Source organism: Candidatus Villigracilis sp., assembly GCF_057083605.1.
This window is the reverse complement of sequence record NZ_JBXMTI010000045.1, coordinates 1-19,635: the sequence shown is the minus strand read 5'-3', so window position 1 is coordinate 19,635 and position 19,635 is coordinate 1. Positions and strand designations below refer to the sequence as shown.

Below are 19,635 nucleotides of genomic sequence, written 5' to 3'. Positions count from 1 at the left end.
CCTGAAATACATAAAGACGGGAAGACCGAAATGCTCCAACCTGGTTAAAGCCCAGCTTTAGAGCCAGACGTTCCCCCAAACGAGATGAAGGTTGCAATATCGTTGCTTCCCCGATATATAAATACCCGACGGATGAGTAAACTCTCATCCGTCTTTTTGTTTAACTTGTGCTCATCTTAAAAATACCGTGTCACCCTGAGGGAGCGTGATCTTCGCGACCGAAGGGTCTACGTTTACGGTGTCAGAGATGCTTCGGGCAAAGAACGCCATCAGCATGACACACCAAAATATGGTATTAACCTAGATTAAATTATTGATGAGAATGTATGCCTTCCTCATCCGCTCGAGCCCTTGCTGAAGAATCTTTCGTGAAGTGCCGAAGTTAATGCGTACATGCCCTTGGCCTTCCCTGCCAAAAATCTTTCCATCACTTAATTCCACTTTTGCATTTTCACGGAAAAATTTGTAGGGAGAGCCTTTAATGCCTGTTTGTGTGAAATCCAGCCAGCCTAAATATGTGGCATCTGGAATTGTGGTGCGGACATTTGGCATGTGCTTCGTTACATAATCCACGAGAAAATCGCGATTGCCAGCCAAATATCGGAGGAGTTCTCTGAGCCAGCCATCACATTGACCGGAGAAGGCCATATTCGCGGCGTGCAAGCCCATACTACTCACATGCAAGCGTAAGTGAGTCAATTCCTTTTCAAAGGGTTCACGCAATTCTTTATTTGGGATGATCGCAAATCCGCAGAACAGACCGGGGACGTTGAAGGTTTTGGATGGAGCAACTAAAGTGATTGTATGCTTGGCAATCTCAGATGAAATCTTCACCATCGGTGTGAATGTATTATCATCCAGCAATAGCTCGGAGTGAATCTCATCTGAAACGATCAACACTTTGTGCTTGATGCAGATTTCCGCCATACGGGTTAATTCCTTGCGGGAAAAAATAATACCAAGCGGATTATGTGGATTGCATAGCAAGAACATCCGCGCTTTTTTCACCTGTTTCTCAAACACATCCCAGTCGATTTCGTAGCTCAGGATGTTTCCATCCACACTCTTCACCAGTGGAATATCCACCTGCGGAACACCAATATTAGTCTTGACTTCATGGAATTCGTTATACACCGGTGTCTGGATAGCCACGCCTTTTTTCGGAGAACAAAAAGCGCGTGCGGCAACACTGAATCCGCTCACAATACCGGTGACGGTGAGCACAGCTTCAGGCCTCACCTTCCAGTTGTATAGCCTCTCCATACGTGCGGCAACCGTTTCCTGTAAGACCTTGCCAGGGATTTCGTATCCAAACACGCCATGATCCACTACTTTGTGCAAAGTATTCAAGATCGGTTTTGGGGATTGAAAGTCCATATCTGCCACCCACATGGGCAGCACATCTTTCGGGACATAAGTCCATTTTGAGAAGTTGATGTTTTTGCGGCGATCTGGGATTACGTTGAAGTTGGTCATTTATCCTCTTGTGATTTCCGTCATTGCGAGGGCACTAGCCCGAAGCATTCTCCTAGATCCCGAGAGAGATTGCTTCGTCGGGAAGAACGCCCTCCTCGCAATGACGGATGTTTTTCTATTTTTTATACGCCACGATCATTCCATCGCGCATCGGCGTGAGGGAAACGATCCAGTCTGAATCAGTTGTGATCTTTCTTGTAAATTCACGCACGCCTTCGGTTGCAGGTGACGCATCTTTTTTATCAAAAATTCGTCCACTCCAGAGCATGTTATCGATGATTAACAATCCCCCGCTGCGCAATTTTTCTTTGATTACAGGCAATGACTCTGGATAGGCCTGCTTATCAATATCATTGAAGATGATGTCAAAGGGTCCATCCGTTTTACGCAAAGTCTCCACTGCCTCTGCGACGTGGAACTGGACAAGGTCATCGCTGCCCAGTGCTGACAAATGCTTGCGCGCCAATTGAGACAGGTCTTCATCCCAAACGGTGTGATGTACCACGCCACCCCCATTTTCTCTCACCGCCTTTGCAAACCACGCGGTTGAGTATCCATACCCTGAACCTAATTCAAATATGGACTTTGCATTAATCATCCGCGCCAGTTGATAACAATAATATCCACAGGCGGGGCCGATGATGGGAAAGTCATGTTTCGCGGCGTAGGCTTCCATCTCCTGCATTTCCTTCTCACGCGGCGGGACGAGGGTAGTAAGATAATCCTGTGCAGACTGATAGGTCAATAAATCGCTCATGCTACCTCCAAAGAATATTTGGTTTCGAGAATTGAATTTTACTCCCATGTTGAGGCGGCGAGGGGGTGCGGCGCACTCGCACCAGGCGAATGATTCAGAAAACCGAAGCAGGTTTCAGGTCGAAATGAGGCGATGTTTTTTGTCAAAATTTCTTCAAAAAGCGTTAATCACAAAATATCATTTGCTGATAGAATAGCGAAGAAGGTCGCACCTGGGCTCTTCAATACAAACAGAAAATGCACAGCACAGCATGTAAGGATCCCGCCCTGAATGAAATATAACTTTCGCCTTTTCTGGCGTACGTTCTACCGATCATTTTTCAAATCAAAAAACACCACCGCCCAGCTTACCCGCAAACGCTTTCTCTTTCTCGCTCTCTTCTATTTGGTCTGGCCCCTCGGCACGCTCGTCCATTGGTTTTGTTTCTGGCTGGATGACATCCTATTCCCCGACTATAAAAATTATCCCATCGAAAAACCGTTGTTCATCCTCGGCAACCTGCGCAGCGGATCAACCTTTTTGCACCGCCTGCTCTCCCGCGATTCGGAAACCTTCACCAGCCTGACCACTTGGGATATTTATCTGACGCCGTCGGTAACGCAAAAGAAGATCACACAATTCTTTTCGTGGCTTGATAAAAAATATTTCAATAATACTCTGCATCGTCTGCTCTACGCATTCGACCGCCGCACACTTGGCAAAATAAAAATCCATCCCATTTCTTTCTTTCAACCTGAAGAGGACGAAAACATCCACCTGCATATTTGGGATGGCTATTTCGTTACCTTCCTTTTCCCGTTCATGGACGAAATGCCGAATTATCAACATTTCGACGAGGCCCTCAGCCCCGCACATAAAAAACGCATCATGACGTTTTATAAATCCATGCTGCAAAGGCATATGTATGCGACGGGCAAAAAATATTTCGTGGCGAAGAACCCAGCTTTTAGCGCGAAGATCGAAACGCTGGTTGAATTCTTCCCAGAGGCGCGCATCATCTACCTGGCCCGCAATCCGCTGGATATGCTGCCCTCCACAATTTCATGGATCAACTACGCGCGCCGTCAATTCACTGAACCAGAAGCTGGGTATCATTACGTAAATGAGATCGTGGACATGACCAGACACTGGTACAGCCATCCTATCCAATATTTGGATGCGCATCCATCTCCCCGACACCTGATCATGAAATACGACGACTTGATCCAACGCCCGGAGATGGTCATCCGCAATTTCTACGAACAATTCGGCTATCCTGATAAACCCGGCTTGCCCGTGATCATTGACCAGGCTGTCAAGGAAACCCTGGCTTTCAAAAGTGACCATTCCTATTCACTGGAAGAAATGGGCTTCACCCGCGAACAGATCGTAGAACTGTATGCCAATGTATTCAATCGCTTTGAATTTGATACCCGCGAAGATCTGATTCCAGTAAAAAGCATTGAATTGGATATGTAAGAAATTTGATACAAAAAGAGAGCGCCGCGCGGCGCTCTCTTTTTGTATTACTACTTCTCGGTTTTACGTTTTGTTGTTGTCTTCTTCCCCTTCGGGAACGATGTAACCGGTGCTTTCTTTACAGCCGTTTTCCTGGCTGGTGTCTGTGCTTTTGCAACAGTCTTTTTCTTCACAGGTCTGGTGACCATCTCAGCATCCATATCTGACACATCCTCAGAAAAGGACTTGGCACGTGTGCGGGGCTTCTTCTTAGGCGACGTGATCTGATACTCATCTTCCCAGCCTTCGGCCATGGCGAGCTGTAATTTCCCATAACGCACCAACAGCATGACGACACCAGCAACCGCCATCAAGAATGAAATCAGCATAGTGTAACTGACAAAGGATTCGCCGACGCGAGGCTGGTCTGGGCGGAAGAATTCAATGAAGGTGCGTGAAAGCCCTGCAAGCACCAACCATGCGCTGAATAATGCGCCCGGCTTTAAATCTTCTTCATAGCGGCGGGAAAGCCACCATAGGAATAGGACGATCAGAAAATTCAAGACCATTTCGTAGGCAAAGGTCGGGTGGAAGCGAGTTGATTCGACTGGGAACTGGCTCAGGTCCGCGTATTGAGCGAGGCGATGACCCGCATCAATCGAAATGCCCCACGGAAGTTGAGTCGGCTGGCCATACAATTCCTGATTGATGAAATTTGCAGGGCGCGCAATGGCCTGGCCGAGTAAAGTCGCAGGAGCGAGCGCATCCAGGAAGAGCCACACATCCTTGCCGCTATTTTTCAAAAAGATGGCAAGTGTGATCACGCCAAAAAGCAGACCGCCAAAGAAATGCAGGCCGCCCTCCCAAACGTACAGAATCTTTATCGGGTTTTCATTATAGTAAGTACTACCGCCCAACATGTTATTGACCACATACCATAAGCGCGCGCCGATGATGCCAATCGGCAAAACCCAGATCATCGCATCCCAGACCACTTCACCATTCTCACCGCGGCGCCTGATCTCCCTCTCGGCCCACCACGCGCCTGCAACTGCGCCAAGCATCACCAGCACACCATACCAGCGCAGGACGATTTCCCAATTAAACAATTTGAACGAAAAAATTACGGGGTCTATCATGTATTACCTCATGAGTTAAGTTTTTGCGATTATATCGCATCTCAAAGAAACAATTCCTAATTTGAAACCCCTCTCCATGGATGACACAAATGTGACAGATTTTCAATCTCTTTCTATGTAGCTATGGATCAATTCTCTACCTACACTCGTCACACCTGCACTGGCGTGCGGCGCAAGTGTTGCGAGCTGCCGGTCTTGCCTTTTGGTAGCGAAGCAATCTCAGAATTGTGGTTGGGATTGCTCACCGCACTGGCGTACGGCGCAAGTGTCGGGCACGAACAAGACACCCTCGCAATGACGGGAATTAGTTGTTTGTATAGCAGAGATGGGATTAATAATAACCATAGTAGGAATTTCTGCGTCTCAAACCAAAAATAGCCTCGATTAATCTTGTAATAAATATCGTTCGCTGTGTAGAAAATAAAGGACAAATGTCATTTTACATTGTGACATATTACACATCCAAAATAGAGAGCATATTCTTACAATAGCCGTCAACGTTGACTCCCACACTAAACATATGACTGGAAAAGATCATGCTCCGTATCAATAGACAAACCGATTACGCCGTTCGAGTAATTCTGGCCCTTTCCAAAAAGGAAGTTGGCAAGCGCTTTTCAAGCTCTGAGATCGGGCGTGAAATGCTCATTCCTCCGCAGTTGCTCCTTCGCATTGTCGCAGAGTTGGCAGGCGGAAAGTTCATTGTTACACAGGCAGGGCGTGATGGCGGCATCACCCTTGCCCGCGCTCCGCAGGAGATCACCCTTCTGCAAGTCGTTGAACACTTTGAAGGTGAACTCTATCTTTCCGATTGCATTCTCAAACCCGGCGAGTGCCCGTTTGAAATTAAATGCCCTGTACACTGTCAGTGGGTGCGACTAAAGAATTTACTGCGTGACGAAATGGGGCGCATCACCTTTCAACAACTGGTGGAAGAAGGTAATTTGATCGAAACCAAGCTAACAACCCATAACTCACCAGCCCCAATCCCTGTCGAAAAACTCATTCCCGTTAGTATTTCGTAATCCGCCTAATGGGAAATGATAAATGTTTGAAGAAATTTTCATGGAAAGGAGTCAACGATTATCGAGTTCAATTCATACAACATAGTACATGAACACAATGTAATTAATAATCCCTTTTGGAGAACAAATATATGGACCCGATCACACTATCAAGATGGCAATTTGGCCTGACCACTATTTATCACTGGCTCTTCGTCCCGCTGACTTTGGGGCTGGGCTGGTATGTAGCTTTTTTTCAAACCCGTTATTACCAAACAAAAGATGAAACCTGGAACAAGATGGCAAAGTTTTGGGGTAAGTTATTCCTGATCAACTTTGCCATAGGCGTTGTAACAGGTATCGTGCAGGAATTCCAGTTCGGTATGAACTGGTCTGAATATTCACGCTATGTCGGTGACATCTTCGGCGCTCCCCTTGCGGTGGAAGCCCTGATGGCATTTTTCATGGAATCCACATTCCTGGGAATCTGGATTTTCGGCGAAGGCCGTGTCCCTGAAAAAGTTCACCTGGCTTCCATCTGGATGGTTGCCATCGGTTCAAATCTTTCGGCCCTCTGGATTCTGCTGGCGAACGGTTTTATGCAAGCCCCGCCTGCAAATTCCTTTGTCTACAACGAAGCCAACGGACGCCTTGAATTGGTGAACTTCTTCGCCCTGATCGGCAACCCCAAGGGGTGGGTCTTTTTCTGGCACACCATTTCCGATGGCGTAGCCATGGCCGCCTTTATGATCCTGGCAGTCAGCGCATACCACATCGCCCGCAAACAAAACCTGGATTTCTTCAAACGCTCGTTCACCATCGCCGCCGTTAGCGGACTCATCGCCGGTGTGTTGATCTTCCTCGGCGGTCACACCATGGGACAATACATGGCCGAAGTACAGCCAATGAAATTAGCCGCCCTTGAAGCCGTTTGGGAAACTGAACAACCCGCTTCTTTCTCCCTGCTTACCATCGGTGACCTAAGTGGCAAAAAAGAAGTCTGGTCCATCCGAATTCCATACGCCATGAGCTTCCTCGCCTGCAATAACTTTACCTGTGAAGTCAAAGGTGTGAACGAACTTCAGGCGCAGTATGAACGGGAATTTGGCCCAGGCGACTACATCCCATTGATGGTTGTCACCTACTGGACCTTCCGCATCATGATGGCTTTCGGCCTGGCAATGATCGCCATCACGGCTTTCTTTGTCTGGGCAAATATGCGTGGTGACATCACCAAAGCCAAATGGATGAAGTGGGCCCCGTGGATTCTCATCCTGCCATATCTTGCCAACGCCAGCGGCTGGATCCTGACCGAAATGGGACGCCAACCCTGGATCGTGTACGGCTTGCTCAAAGTGGAAGATGCGGTCTCCCCGAATCTCACCACAGTTGACCTGCTCATCTCTCTCATCGGTTACACCGCTGTCTATGGCTCGCTGGCTGTATCCATGGTCTACCTGATGAAGAAATTTGCCATTGCCGGCCCAGATGCCGCCATGCACGAATCAGTTGATGTAAACGAATCAACTGATGCAACTCCCGTGCTCGTTGGTTCACAAGACTAAAGTGGGGTGCAAAGTCTCCAGGCTTTGCAAGTAACGACAGAGTCGTTGCACTCTATAAGGAGATAATTAATGTCATACGAATTCCTACAAATCCTTTGGTTCATTCTCATCGCCGTACTGTGGATCGGCTTCTTCTTCCTCGAAGGTTTCGACTTCGGCGTGGGAATGCTCCTGCCCTTCCTCGGCAAAAAAGATGAAGAACGCCGCGCCATCATCAACTCCATCGGTTCAGTTTGGGATGGAAATGAAGTCTGGCTTCTCACAGCAGGCGGAGCGACCTTCGCAGCCTTCCCGCATTGGTACGCCACCATGTTCAGCGGCTTCTATCTCGCGCTCTTCCTTTTGCTGGTCGGCCTCATCATCCGCGGCATCTCTTTTGAATATCGCTCAAAGGATGCTTCTCCTGCCTGGCGCAACCGCTTCGACTGGATGATCTCCATCGGTTCGTTCCTCTCTGCGCTTTTGCTTGGTGCCGCCTTCGCAAATCTTGCGCGTGGCGTACCGATCAATGCAGATATGATGTTCACTGGCAATCTCTTTACCTTGCTCAACCCCTATGGCTTGCTTGGCGGACTCACTACCGTTGCCATCTTCCTGCTTCACGGCGCGAACTTCCTGGGCCTCAAACTCGAAGGTGAACTCCGTGAACGCGTCAATGCCTTCGCAAAGAAATTGTGGATCGGCGCAAGCGTGCTTTACATTGCCCTCGGCGTCTTCACCTACCTGGCTGGCTTCTGGGCGCGCGGCATCGTCAACCCTGGCATCATTCCGATTGCCGCTGTTGCCGCCTTGCTCGTTGCAGGCTACTTCGTTAACAACAAGATGGAAGGCTGGGCCTTCGTAATGGTCGCGCTCAACATCGTGTTGACTCAAGTCACCTTCTTCTCGATGACCTTCCCCAACGTGATGCTCTCCACCACCAATCCCGCCTGGTCGCTCACCATCTATAACGCGTCATCCTCACAATACACGCTTGGTGTCATGTCGATTGTTGCGTTGATCTTCGTCCCCATCGTCCTCGTCTACCAGGGCTGGACCTACTACATGTTCCGCAAGCGCATCAGCACAGACAAGAAAAGCCTCGTCTATTAACTCTGGACTCGGATAGCTTGCTATCCGAATTCTCAAACAAAAAGTTGGAAGGTTGAAGGGGCATGTTCTTTCAACCTTTCAACTTTTTAACCTGATAACCTTAGACCTTTGACCTTCGACTTTTGACTCAACCATGCACCGCCGACTCCTAACCCTCACCCGCGACACTCGCTTCCCCCTCCTCTTAACGGTTCTCTCTGGACTTTTAGCTGGGTTGCTGACCATTTGGCAGGCGTGGTTCCTCAGCAGCGTGATCAATGCTGCCTTTCTTGAGAAGCAGGTACTCGCGCAGGTGATGCGTCCGCTGATCTTCATCCTCGTTGCCATCAGCGGACGTTCCCTCCTAAGCTGGCTCAATGAAGTCGCCGCCAACGCCGTCGCCATAAAAATCAAAACAGACTTACGCAATCGACTCTTCGCTCACATCCTCAAACTTGGTCCCGCCTACGCCCGCGAACAGCGCACAGGTGAACTGACCGCCGCCGCCGTGGAAGGCATCGAAGCGCTCGACGCATACTTCAGCCAATATCTTCCGCAATTAGTAATTACCGCTCTTGTTCCTCTTTCCATTCTTATCTTTGTTTTTCCCATTGACCTGCTCTCAGGCATTATCCTTCTATTCACCGCGCCGTTGATTCCCTTCTTTATGATTATGATTGGCAAAGGCGCAGAGATCGTCACCAAGCGCCAATACGAAACCTTGCGTTTGTTGAGCGCACACTTCCTTGACAGCCTGCAAGGCCTAACCACCCTCAAACTCTTCGGCCAATCCAAAGCGCAGACTCGCACCATCGCGCAAGTCAGTGAAAAATTCCGCGATACCACAATGAGCGTGTTACGCATCACCTTCATCTCTGCACTCGCGCTTGAATTGCTCGCCACCCTCAGTACCGCCGTCATTGCCGTTGAGATTGGCTTTCGCCTGCTCTACGCCAAAATGGACTTCCAGCCTGCGCTCTTCCTGCTCGTGCTCGCTCCAGAGTTTTATATGCCACTACGTGCTCTCGGCGCAAGATTCCACGCAGGAATGTCTGGCACGACAGCGGCGAAGAGGATTTATGAAATACTGGATACGCCACTGAATCGTAGTGACGACTTTAGTCGTCAACCAGCGACTGAAGTCGCAACTACGCTTGATAACATTGCTTTCGAAAATGTTTCGTTCACTTATCAAAATGAAACTACACCAGCATTACAAAACATAAATCTGAAGATAAACAAAGGCCAACACATCGCCCTAGTCGGCAAAACAGGTGCAGGCAAATCCACCCTCGTTCAACTCCTCCTCGGCTTCATCCAACCCACCGAGGGCCGAATAATTACTAATTACCAATTACCACTTCTGAATCTCCAGTCTCCAGTCTCCAATTCTCCTATCCCTAATTCTCCAAACACACCAACCTACCATTCACACTCTGTTATCGCTTGGGTTCCCCAACGCCCACACCTCTTCCACGACACCATCGCCGCCAACATCCACCTTGGCAAAGCGGACGCGACTCACGAAGAAATCGTCGCCGCCGCACAAGCTGCGCACCTGCATGAATTTATTGAATCGCTTCCAGATAAATATGAAACCATCGTCGGCGAAAGCGGAGCCCGCCTCTCCAGCGGACAAGCCCAACGCGTTGCCATCGCACGTGCCTTCCTCAAAGATGCTCCTATTCTGATTCTCGACGAACCCACCTCCAGCCTTGACCCTGAAACCGAATCACTGCTTGAAGAATCCACAAACAAGTTAATGCAGGGCCGCACCACCATCACCATCGCTCATCGCCTCAACACCATCTTCCAATCCGACCAGATCATCGTGCTCGATCAAGGTTGCATTATCGAGCAAGGCACGCACAGCGAACTCATCAAAAAGAATGGCATGTATGCAAGCATGGTGAACTCACGGGTCGAAGGTCAAAAGTCAAACGTCACTAAAAGCCTTCGACCTGTGACCTTCGACGTTCGACGTTCAACATTCAACGCTCAACTTGAGAACCCCAATCGTCAATCCAAAATCGTAAATCAAAAATTAAAAATTCTCCCCCGCCTCCTCTCCTTCCTCCACGGCAATTGGCATCGCGTCGGCCTCTCCGTGCTTATCGGCTCGGCCACTATTGGCTCAAGTGTTGCGCTGATGGGCACATCCGCCTGGCTCATCTCCACCGCAGCATTGCATCCATCCGTCGCAGACCTGGGCGTCTCTGTCGTCGGTGTGCGTTTCTTCGGCATCACGCGCGGCATCTTTCGCTACCTCGAGCGCCTCGTTTCGCACGATGTCACCTTCCGTTTGCTTTCTCGCCTGCGTGTCTGGTTCTATGAAAAACTCGAACCCCTCGCCCCCGCCCGCCTGATGGAATTCCGCGCAGGGGACTTGCTCGCCCGCATCATCGGTGATGTGGAAACGTTGGAAAATTTCTACGTTCGAGTTGTCTCTCCCCCGTTGACCGCTGCCATCGTTGGCATTTTCACTTCGATATTTCTCGCATCTTTCTACCCGATACTTGCTCCTGTTTTCCTGATGTTTTTTCTTAGCCTCGGCCTTGTGCTCCCAATCCTCGCGCAAATCATCAGCCGCAAGCCCGCCGAGCAGACCATCACCCTGCGTGGAGATTTACACACCCGCCTCGTAGACGGAATCCAAGGCATGGCTGATTTACTCGCCTATGGCCACGCTGATGAACGCCTGGATCAAATCGCATCCAATGGCCTTGATTACGGAAATGCTCAACGCCGCGTGGCACGCGTGACGGGCCTCCACGCGTGCCTATCCACCCTGCTCACCAACCTTGGCTTATGGACAGTACTCTTTCTTTGTATTCTACAAGTAACATCAGGCAACCTCGCTGGCCCCATGCTAGCCTCACTAACATTGCTCACCTTCGCCTCCTTCGAAGCTGTCACCCCATTACCCCTAGCCGCCCAAATGTGGAATTCCTCCCGTGAAGCCGCGAAACGATTATTTGAAGTTGTAGATACGGAGCCCGAGATCAGAGACGAGAGCCAAGGAACAAGTAACAAGGAAAAACAACTTGTTACTCATAACTCGTTACTTGTTAACAATCTCTCCTTTACCTACCCCAACCAATCATCCCCTGCCCTGCAAAACGTGACCTTCGACCTTCGACCTTCAACTTCGACTGCTATCGTCGGGCCGAGCGGTGCGGGCAAATCAACCCTTGCGCATCTCTTGCTGAGGTTTTGGGATTACGGTTCTGGGGAAATAACTCTCAGCGGAGAATCGCTCAAAGAGCTGAATCAGGATCAGGTACGGGAAAGAATCGGACTTGTCTCCCAGAACACTTATTTCTTCAACACATCCATTTATGAAAACCTGCGCTTCGCCCGCCGCAAAGTCACAAGAGAAGAAGTCGAATCCGCTGCACAGGATGCACAAATCCATGATTTTATTTTGAGCCTTCCAAAAGGCTACGACACAATGATCGGTGAGCAGGGATTGCGCCTATCAGGCGGCGAGAGGCAGCGGTTGGCAATTGCTCGCGCAATCATCAAAGATGCACCGATTTTGATTCTAGATGAGCCTACCGCCAACCTCGACCCGTTGACTGAAAAACAGGTGCTAGAAACTTTGTTTGCCTTGATGAAAAAGAAAACATCCCTGCTCATCACACATCGTTTGGTAGGGATGGAGAACATGGACGAGATGCTCGTGATGGATCATGGCCGCATTGTGGAACGCGGAAGACATGTGGATTTGGTTCGGGCAGATGGTTTGTATCACCGCTTGTGGATGTATCAGAATCGCATTCTCGATTCTTGAATTATCTGCTTGCGGCATATCTGTGGGCGTGCTATAATCTGACTACTTCCCCTGATATTTGATAACCGACATTTGCTTTGGCACCACACATACAATGTCAATTCGTGTGGAAATCGTAACGATAACCTTGACTCCAACCCCAAATTCTCCAACAACTTCTTAAGGATTCATCAGCCCGCCAAAAGGGAGGCTGATCAGTTTTGTATTCCCATTCCATTTCCCCATAAGAGAACACAACATGAAAATACTTGAACTAGAGAACGAACCGCTTTCAAAGCTGCGCGGCATTGCCAAAAGCCTGAATATTCCAAATTTCAACCGCTTAAAGAAAGAATCCCTTGCGATGATGATCCGCGAGGCGGAGGCGCAAAAGGAGGGCATTGAACTGCGCGGCGGTATTTTGGAGATCATGAGCGAAGGCATCGGTTTCCTGCGGGCCACAAATTACCGCATTAGCGATCAGGATGTCTACGTTTCGCAGGCGCAATTAAGAAGATACGACCTCCGCGCTGGCGACCTTGTGATCGGGCAGGTACGCCCTCCGCGCGAAAGTGAAAGACACTTTGGCCTGCTCAAAGTGGAATCGATCAATGGCATAGAGCCACAGGAAGTCTCCCGCCGTGTTATTTTTGAAAACCTAACCCCCATTTTCCCAGAAGTACGGTTTGACCTTGAAATTGAGCACGATACTCTGGCCCCTCGTCTTATCAACCTGATTACTCCAATCGGCCGAGGCCAGCGCGGACTTATTGTTTCTCCTCCCAAGGCGGGTAAGACCACCATTCTCAAGCAAATTGCAAACTCCATTTCAACTAAATATCCAGATGTGCACCTGATCATTGCCTTGATCGGTGAACGTCCTGAAGAAGTGACCGACATGGATCGCTCTGTGGATGCGGAAGTTGTTGCCTCCACTTTTGACGAACCCGTCACCTCCCACGTCCGCACGGCGGAATTGGCTCTGGAGCGCGCAAAAAGGTTGGTTGAGATTGGCCGTCACGTTGTCATCCTAATGGACTCGATCACACGCCTCGCACGCGCTTATAACCTGGTCGTCAACCCCTCCGGGCGCACCCTCTCCGGTGGTATGGATCCATCTGCGTTATACCCGCCCAAGCGCTTCTTTGGTGCGGCACGCAACGTGGAAGATGGCGGATCGCTCACCATCATCGCCACCTGTCTGGTGGATACCGGTTCCCGCCTCGATGATGTGGTGTATGAGGAATTCAAAGGCACCGGCAATATGGAATTGATCCTCTCACGCAAATTGCAGGAACGCCGCATCTTCCCCGCTGTGGATATAGAACGCTCGTCCACCCGCCGCGAAGACCTGCTGCTCGGCCCAGACCTGTTGCAACGCGTCTGGCTGATGCGCCGCATGTTCATTCAGATGATCTCCCCCCCGCCCCAGGGCGCAGGCATGGATAATTCCGTAGCTACTGAGGCCATCCTCACTCGTATGGAACGCGCGAAAAATAATATGGAATTTCTTGAGAATCTCACCAAGGATGCATAACGCAAATCAGCATTTGCGTCACCATAAAGAATGAAAAATATTTTAGAAAAAATTCGATCCTTCTTTTCCACTCTGGGTCAAAAATTTAAACGGAAACCAAAAGTTGAAGCGGCAGTTAGTGAGCCATCCGCAACACCACCCCAGGTCAAAAACAAGGTGGATCGTTTTTCAGCCGTCAGTTGGGTCTTGACCATTATTATCGTGGTCGGCTTGCTGGGCTCAACCATTCTTTATAAGAGTTCGCTTCCAACCACCACCCTGCCGCCAGTTGTACAACCGACAAATGAATCAGACCCCGGTCAGCCCCAGGTTGGGGTACCCATTGCCGGCGTGGATGGAAGCGATATTTCATCCATCTTCCGCGAACTGCAATTGAAAACAAAAATCCCCGAACGGCCGCGATATCAATCCGTTGTCTATCGCGTTTCGCGCGGTGATGCCATGTTGAGGATCGCGGATGAATTCAAGATCAAGACCGAATCCATTCTTTACGTCAATACGCAACTGGAAGATAACCCGCACAACCTAAAGCCCGGTATGGAATTAACCATCCCACCTGTGGATGGGCTGTATTACGAGTGGCAGGAGGGTGATACTTTTGAATCTGTTGCAGAGGAATTCTCAGTTGAGTCGGAGGTGAACGCCGATGACATCATTGCTTTCCCCGGCAACGATATTGACCTGACCGACCCCACAGTGAAACCCGGCACGCTGGTGATGATCCCCGGCGGTTCGCGCGAGTTGCGCAACTGGGCCGCAGACCTGCAAACTGCGGGTAGAGGCGCTGGTACGGGCACATCGGAAATTGGTGGGAATGCGTGCGGCGGCGGGCCTGTGGGTTCAGGGTTCGGTTGGCCAGCAGATTCGCATTCTCTATCTGGAAATGCCTATGGCCCCGGCCATCTTGGTATTGATATTACAGCTGACGTTGGCGCAAATGTTTACGCAGCCGGCACAGGTATTGTGACCATGGCGCAAGGCGGCTATAACTATGGGTATGGTAACGTGGTGCAAATCGACCATGGCAATGGTTATGTAACGGTTTATGCCCACTTGAGTCAGATCAATGTGAGTGTATGTCAGTCTGTGGGTCAGGGCACATTGATCGGTCTTTCAGGAAATACCGGTAACTCCTTCGGCGCGCATTTGCACTTTGAAATCCGTTTGGGTGGAACCAACATCAACCCGTATGATATTGTTCAATAGCCAATACTTTCGTCATTGCGAGCCGCGCACTTGTTCTTGGCGGCGAAGCAATCTCTAACATTGCGATGAGGATTGCTTTGTCGGGAAGAGCGCCCTCCTCGCAATGACGAAACGTTTTTATACTCATGAACGAAACCTCCCTCAAGAAACACCTTTCCAGATTAAATCTCGGCGGCTTGCGCTATTTTGATTCCATCGGTTCCACCAACGATGAAGCATTGGCTTGGGCGGCAGGTGGTGCAAAAGATCTATCGATTGTGATCGCAGATGAACAGACACAAGGCCGCGGCAGACTTAACCGAAAATGGTTCACACCAAAAGGTAGTGCCCTCGCTTTTAGTTTGATCTTGCGCCCCTCCCCCTCTCAATACCCGCATCTCTCGCGGACCGTGGGCCTGGCGGCGCTTTCAATCGCAGACTCTTGCCTCAAGCTTGGTCTCGCTCCGCGCATCAAATGGCCGAATGACATATTACTGAATGGAAAAAAAACAGCGGGGGTTCTCGTTGAAACGGTCTGGTCTGGTGCAGATGTGGATTCGCTTGTGATTGGTATGGGGATCAATGTATATAAAACATCAGTACCGCCTGCTGATGTGCTGCAATTCCCTGCAACGAGCATTGAGGCTGAGCTTGGCAAGGAGCCACCTGCCCGTGAGGAAATTCTGTTCGATATTTTGAGCGCATTCATTTCATGGCGCGAACGAATGGGAACTGATGAGTTTATAAACGCCTGGGAGAGGATGCTTGCTTTTCGCGGTGAGCAGGTTCAAGTTTATGCAGGAAGCGAAACATCGTCTGAAGAGCCAATTGTCGGCGAGTTGATCGGCCTCGAATCGGATGGAAGTTTAAGATTGCGAGATGCTCATAACAACTCCGTTATCGTCCGATTCGGGGATGTGAGCCTGAGACCCGCTGCGTGATATACTCGTGAAAAATTGAGGTGACCATGTTTGATAATCTCCGTGATGATGCCGCAGCCACACCGTTTTACGAGGAAGATGAAGCAAAATTCCAACCCGCCTCAGGGACAGATACAGATTCCCCCCGCGCAGGGAATTCAAGCCGCTTTTTAGGGATGAGTTCCATGCAGCGGTTCGTGATTTCCGTAATGCTGCTGCTGGCAGTTTGCATCATCGGCGCACTATGTTTGCTGGTGACGAATAAGATTGGGTTTTAGTCGGGAAATTAAAGAAAAACATAATAGACCCAAAATTACATTTGGACGCAGATGAACGCTGATTTTCGCTGACAAAAAGCAAGATCAGCGTTTTCTGCGTTTATCTGCGTCCCGTTTTGCTCTTAAAAACAAACTCATCCGCGAAAGATTAATTTCTAAGCGAGTCATGTTTTGTTTTATACCAACTTTGGCTGCTCTTCCACAACTTCACTTTCATTGATTTGCGCGCCAGCCTTTTTCAAATCATCGGCTGAGATGCGCGCCACGGAAGCCACACTATCACCCTCCTGCGGCTTGATTAGATGCACACCTCTGGTTGCACGGCCTGACTGTTTTACATCCTTCACTTTGAGGCGCAGGGTAACGCCATTGGATGTCATGATGGTCAGGTCATCGGCTTTTTGCACAACACGTGCGGCAGCGATCTTGCCAATTTCATCGATTGCCTTTTGGTCAATTGTAGATATGCCGCCCGTTGCGCGTCCCTTGGGCGTATATTCGGTCAGCGGGGTTTGCTTTCCGAAGCCTTTGGTTGTAGCGACCAACAATGCGCCATCCTTTTCAACTACATCCATGCTGGTGACAGCATCACCTTTTTTCAGGCGGATGCCTTGCACACCTGCGGCCTGACGCCCCATGGAACGGACTTTGGTTTCGCTGAAGCGCAAAGCCTGTCCATTTTCAGTGACAATGATGATCTCATCCTTGCCAGAGGTGAGGCGCGCCCAGCCTAACTGGTCACCCTCTTCCAAAGACATGGCGATCAAGCCTGAGGGGCGGACCGATGCGAATTCTTCCATCGATACGCGCTTGACCTTGCCGCGGCCCGTCATCAACATGCAGAAGCTATCCGAGGAGAAACTCCCGACTGCCATTGCCGCTGTTACTTTTTCATTTGGATCAAGCGACAAGACATTGACCAATGGAATACCCTTTGTAGCGCGGTCTGAATCTGGAATCTGATAAACCCTCTCAGAATATACCTTGCCTTTATCCGAGAAGAATAACATCGTATTCAACGTGCGCGCGGGGATGAGCATTACAACTTCATCTTCATCCTTGGTCGTGTGTCCCATCACACCACGTCCGCCACGGCTTTGCGAGCGGAAGGCAGAGGCGGCCACGCGTTTGATATATCCACGCTCGGTCAGGCTGATCAGCACCGATTCATCCGCCACCAGATCTTCATCATGAATATCTTCCTTAGCTTCGGCGGCAATGCGTGTGCGTCGATCATCGCCATATTTTTCTGCCAGCTCGATCAATTCAGCTTTAATCAGTGCAAGGATCTTCTTAGGGTGCGCAATCAAGTCTTCAAGATAATCAATGGTAGCGCGTACCTGCTTGTGCTCTTCTTCAATCTTCCAGCGTTCCAGGGCCGCCAGGCGGCGCAACTGCATATCCAGAATCGCCTGGGCCTGTAATTCACTCAACTTGAAGCGCTGCATTAAATTGGTCTTGGCTACATCTGCATCTTCCGCCTCGCGGATGGTCTTGATAACCTTCTCAATATTATTGAGCGCAATCATGTAACCGTCCAAAATATGCAGGCGGGCGCGCGCTTTTGCCAGCTCAAAATTAGAGCGGCGCACGATCACGGTCTGGCGATGCTCGATGAAGATCTGCAACATACGTTTGAGCGGCAGGGTGCGCGGTTCGCCATCCACAAGCGCCAGCATCTGCACACCAAAAGTGGATTGCAAAGCCGTGTATTTATAAAGTTGGTTGAGAACCTTCTTGGGTTGAGCGGTACGCTTCAATTCAATGATGATGCTCATACCGCGCTGGTCAGACTCATCGCGCAGGTCTGAAATCTGATCGATCTTGCCATCCCGCACGAGTTCAGCGATGCGTTCGATCAAAGTCGACTTATTGACCTGGTAGGGAATCTCCGTAATGTTGATTTGAAAACGTCCAGCCTTGGTCTCTTCGATATGAGCGACGCCGCGCATCACGATTCGGCCTCGGCCTGTTCCATACGCCGAGACGATTCCCTCCGTCCCGACGATCATGCCGCCAGTGGGAAAATCTGGGCCAAGCACGAACTTCATCAGATCATCAACATTGACATCTTCAGCTTTATCGTAGTTATCGATCAGGTAATTGATCGCGCCAACCAGCTCACGCAGGTTCTGTGGCGGGATGTTGGTGGCCATGCCCACAGCGATGCCCGAAGCCCCATTGAGCAGCAGATTCGGCAAACGCGCGGGAAGAACGAGCGGCTCTTCAAGTGAGTCGTCAAAGTTGGGGCCAAAGTCCACTGTATCTTTTTCAAGATCGGCCAGCAATTCTTCAGCCATCTTCTGTAGGCGCGCTTCTGTATAACGCATGGCTGCTGGGGCATCACCATCTACTGAGCCGAAGTTACCCTGACCATCCACCAGCAGATAACGCAGGGAGAAATCCTGCGCCATGCGCGCCATGGATTCATAGACAGCCGAATCACCATGCGGGTGGTATTTTCCTAATACCTCACCCACGATGCGGGCAGACTTCTTGTAGGATGAGTTTGAACGAATACCCAACTCATGCATGGCAAACAAGATGCGCCTGTGGACAGGTTTTAGCCCATCACGGGCATCTGGCAGAGCGCGCGCCACGATCACACTCATGGCGTAGTCGAGATACGCGGAGCGCATTTGGGCGTCAATGTCTACGGATTCAACGTTTCCTGCGATCAAACTTTCTTCAGCCATAAATATCCTTAAATTTGGAAAAAACGTATCAAATTGGCATAAAAAGACACGAAGATGGGGGAAAACTTCGTGTCCGCATTAGATGAAGGAGCTTCTTTTTTATAGTGCAATTATACCACCCCCGTCCGTTTTATGCAGGCTTTATCCGCAGATTATCTAGATTACGCAGATTTGACCCGTCAGGGAACAATGCTGCCAATGGATTTGATCCTTTCCCGTTAAGAAAAAAGACCCGCTTTCGCGAGTCTTATTTTTGGTGCCGAAGGAGGGACTTGAACCCTCATGAGCGTAAGCTCACTACGCCCTGAACGTAGCGCGTCTGCCAATTCCGCCACTTCGGCATGCCTTTTTTATCAGCGGGTTGTATTTTATCTCAAATAAGTGGAATGTCAATAAGATGGATCGTTCTACCATGCATGGAGGAACAATTCATCGAAAGATAGATGAATGACGCTCTTGTCCCATGCAATGTGAAAGGTGTTGTGTTCACAACGAAAGACGGCACGATCTTCGTAGGATTGAGAGATTTGAGTCAGGTTGTTGCACATGCGGCGATTCCTTTGGTCGAATAATCGCGGCAGTATACTGGTTGTCCCCGCTAAATTCTAGATGGGTGTATGAATTCGGATAATTATTACCTTGAAGATAATTTTCAACCAGATTGAAAACTATCCTAGTGGAATGTTCGATAAGTAATTCAACATAGTGCTGATGATTTCTTTGCTGCCCAATCGTGCAAATTGCGACGCGTCCACGACCAGTTGATGGGTTGAGCCCATAAGCGATTATATTCTGGTG

Annotated in this window: 14 protein-coding genes and 1 tRNA gene; 10 read left to right on the top strand and 5 right to left on the bottom strand. The window is 49.7% G+C overall.

The window, feature by feature from the left end; genetic code table 11:
• Positions 1-300: 300 nt before the first annotated feature.
• Both AC14M5_RS07460 and AC14M5_RS07455 read right to left on the bottom strand, forming a co-directional pair.
• Positions 301-1,476 (bottom strand): MalY/PatB family protein, encoded by a 1,176-nt coding sequence (locus AC14M5_RS07460; RefSeq protein ID WP_484029018.1) that lies wholly within the window; start codon positions 1,474-1,476, stop codon positions 301-303.
• A 115-nt stretch (positions 1,477-1,591) separates the two neighbouring features.
• Positions 1,592-2,233: an O-methyltransferase gene (locus tag AC14M5_RS07455; RefSeq protein ID WP_484029017.1), complete on the bottom strand. Its 642-nt coding sequence runs from the start codon at positions 2,231-2,233 to the stop codon at positions 1,592-1,594.
• Positions 2,234-2,503: 270 nt separating this feature from the next.
• On the opposite strand from AC14M5_RS07455, the gene AC14M5_RS07450 reads away from it, so the two are divergent.
• On the top strand, positions 2,504-3,691 hold the full coding sequence (locus AC14M5_RS07450) for a sulfotransferase family protein (protein ID WP_484029016.1): 1,188 nt from the start codon (positions 2,504-2,506) through the stop codon (positions 3,689-3,691).
• Positions 3,692-3,741: 50 nt separating this feature from the next.
• Here the strand turns inward: AC14M5_RS07450 and lgt are convergent, their stop codons facing one another.
• Entirely contained in the window at positions 3,742-4,809 is a 1,068-nt protein-coding gene (gene lgt / locus AC14M5_RS07445; RefSeq protein ID WP_484029015.1) for a prolipoprotein diacylglyceryl transferase, read from the bottom strand.
• Positions 4,810-5,345: 536 nt separating this feature from the next.
• On the opposite strand from lgt, the gene AC14M5_RS07440 reads away from it, so the two are divergent.
• From AC14M5_RS07440 to AC14M5_RS07405, 8 genes are all read left to right on the top strand, one after another.
• Entirely contained in the window at positions 5,346-5,834 is a 489-nt protein-coding gene (locus tag AC14M5_RS07440; protein WP_484029014.1) for an RrF2 family transcriptional regulator, read from the top strand.
• A gap of 131 nt (positions 5,835-5,965) precedes the next feature.
• Entirely contained in the window at positions 5,966-7,378 is a 1,413-nt protein-coding gene (locus AC14M5_RS07435) for a cytochrome ubiquinol oxidase subunit I (RefSeq protein ID WP_484029013.1), read from the top strand.
• Positions 7,379-7,447: 69 nt separating this feature from the next.
• The gene (gene cydB, locus AC14M5_RS07430; RefSeq protein WP_484029012.1) at positions 7,448-8,470 is read left to right on the top strand and encodes a cytochrome d ubiquinol oxidase subunit II; all 1,023 of its coding nucleotides are present in this window, start codon (positions 7,448-7,450) and stop codon (positions 8,468-8,470) included.
• Between the two features lie 133 nt (positions 8,471-8,603).
• On the top strand, positions 8,604-12,242 hold the full coding sequence (gene cydD / locus AC14M5_RS07425; RefSeq protein WP_484029011.1) for a thiol reductant ABC exporter subunit CydD: 3,639 nt from the start codon (positions 8,604-8,606) through the stop codon (positions 12,240-12,242).
• Positions 12,243-12,480: 238 nt separating this feature from the next.
• On the top strand, positions 12,481-13,758 hold the full coding sequence (gene rho / locus AC14M5_RS07420; RefSeq protein WP_484029010.1) for a transcription termination factor Rho: 1,278 nt from the start codon (positions 12,481-12,483) through the stop codon (positions 13,756-13,758).
• Positions 13,759-13,788: 30 nt separating this feature from the next.
• Positions 13,789-14,964, top strand: coding sequence for a peptidoglycan DD-metalloendopeptidase family protein (locus AC14M5_RS07415; protein ID WP_484029009.1), 1,176 nt, complete (start codon positions 13,789-13,791; stop codon positions 14,962-14,964).
• Between the two features lie 125 nt (positions 14,965-15,089).
• Entirely contained in the window at positions 15,090-15,884 is a 795-nt protein-coding gene (locus AC14M5_RS07410) for a biotin--[acetyl-CoA-carboxylase] ligase (protein ID WP_484029008.1), read from the top strand.
• A 26-nt stretch (positions 15,885-15,910) separates the two neighbouring features.
• Positions 15,911-16,141 carry a hypothetical protein gene (locus AC14M5_RS07405; RefSeq protein WP_484029007.1) on the top strand — a complete coding sequence of 77 codons (231 nt, stop codon included), beginning with the start codon at positions 15,911-15,913 and terminating at the stop codon, positions 16,139-16,141.
• 176 nt (positions 16,142-16,317) lie between these two features.
• Here AC14M5_RS07405 and gyrA read toward each other — a convergent pair whose 3' ends face one another.
• Both gyrA and AC14M5_RS07395 read right to left on the bottom strand, forming a co-directional pair.
• Entirely contained in the window at positions 16,318-18,837 is a 2,520-nt protein-coding gene (gene gyrA / locus AC14M5_RS07400; protein WP_484029006.1) for a DNA gyrase subunit A, read from the bottom strand.
• 254 nt (positions 18,838-19,091) lie between these two features.
• A tRNA-Leu gene (locus AC14M5_RS07395) sits at positions 19,092-19,178 on the bottom strand.
• Positions 19,179-19,280: 102 nt separating this feature from the next.
• Here AC14M5_RS07395 and AC14M5_RS07390 point away from each other — a divergent pair.
• Positions 19,281-19,409, top strand: coding sequence for a hypothetical protein (locus tag AC14M5_RS07390; RefSeq protein ID WP_484029005.1), 129 nt, complete (start codon positions 19,281-19,283; stop codon positions 19,407-19,409).
• Positions 19,410-19,635 lie beyond the last annotated feature (226 nt).

What these genes read in the sequence shown, in the direction of transcription:
- AC14M5_RS07460 (WP_484029018.1), bottom strand. Translation starts at nt 1,476, where the DNA reads ATGACCAACTTCAACGTAATCCCAGATCGCCGCAAAAACATCAACTTC.
- AC14M5_RS07455 (WP_484029017.1), bottom strand. Translation starts at nt 2,233, where the DNA reads ATGAGCGATTTATTGACCTATCAGTCTGCACAGGATTATCTTACTACC.
- AC14M5_RS07450 (WP_484029016.1), top strand. Translation starts at nt 2,504, where the DNA reads ATGAAATATAACTTTCGCCTTTTCTGGCGTACGTTCTACCGATCATTT.
- lgt (WP_484029015.1), bottom strand. Translation starts at nt 4,809, where the DNA reads ATGATAGACCCCGTAATTTTTTCGTTCAAATTGTTTAATTGGGAAATC.
- AC14M5_RS07440 (WP_484029014.1), top strand. Translation starts at nt 5,346, where the DNA reads ATGCTCCGTATCAATAGACAAACCGATTACGCCGTTCGAGTAATTCTG.
- AC14M5_RS07435 (WP_484029013.1), top strand. Translation starts at nt 5,966, where the DNA reads ATGGACCCGATCACACTATCAAGATGGCAATTTGGCCTGACCACTATT.
- cydB (WP_484029012.1), top strand. Translation starts at nt 7,448, where the DNA reads ATGTCATACGAATTCCTACAAATCCTTTGGTTCATTCTCATCGCCGTA.
- cydD (WP_484029011.1), top strand. Translation starts at nt 8,604, where the DNA reads ATGCACCGCCGACTCCTAACCCTCACCCGCGACACTCGCTTCCCCCTC.
- rho (WP_484029010.1), top strand. Translation starts at nt 12,481, where the DNA reads ATGAAAATACTTGAACTAGAGAACGAACCGCTTTCAAAGCTGCGCGGC.
- AC14M5_RS07415 (WP_484029009.1), top strand. Translation starts at nt 13,789, where the DNA reads ATGAAAAATATTTTAGAAAAAATTCGATCCTTCTTTTCCACTCTGGGT.
- AC14M5_RS07410 (WP_484029008.1), top strand. Translation starts at nt 15,090, where the DNA reads ATGAACGAAACCTCCCTCAAGAAACACCTTTCCAGATTAAATCTCGGC.
- AC14M5_RS07405 (WP_484029007.1), top strand. Translation starts at nt 15,911, where the DNA reads ATGTTTGATAATCTCCGTGATGATGCCGCAGCCACACCGTTTTACGAG.
- gyrA (WP_484029006.1), bottom strand. Translation starts at nt 18,837, where the DNA reads ATGGCTGAAGAAAGTTTGATCGCAGGAAACGTTGAATCCGTAGACATT.
- AC14M5_RS07390 (WP_484029005.1), top strand. Translation starts at nt 19,281, where the DNA reads ATGAATGACGCTCTTGTCCCATGCAATGTGAAAGGTGTTGTGTTCACA.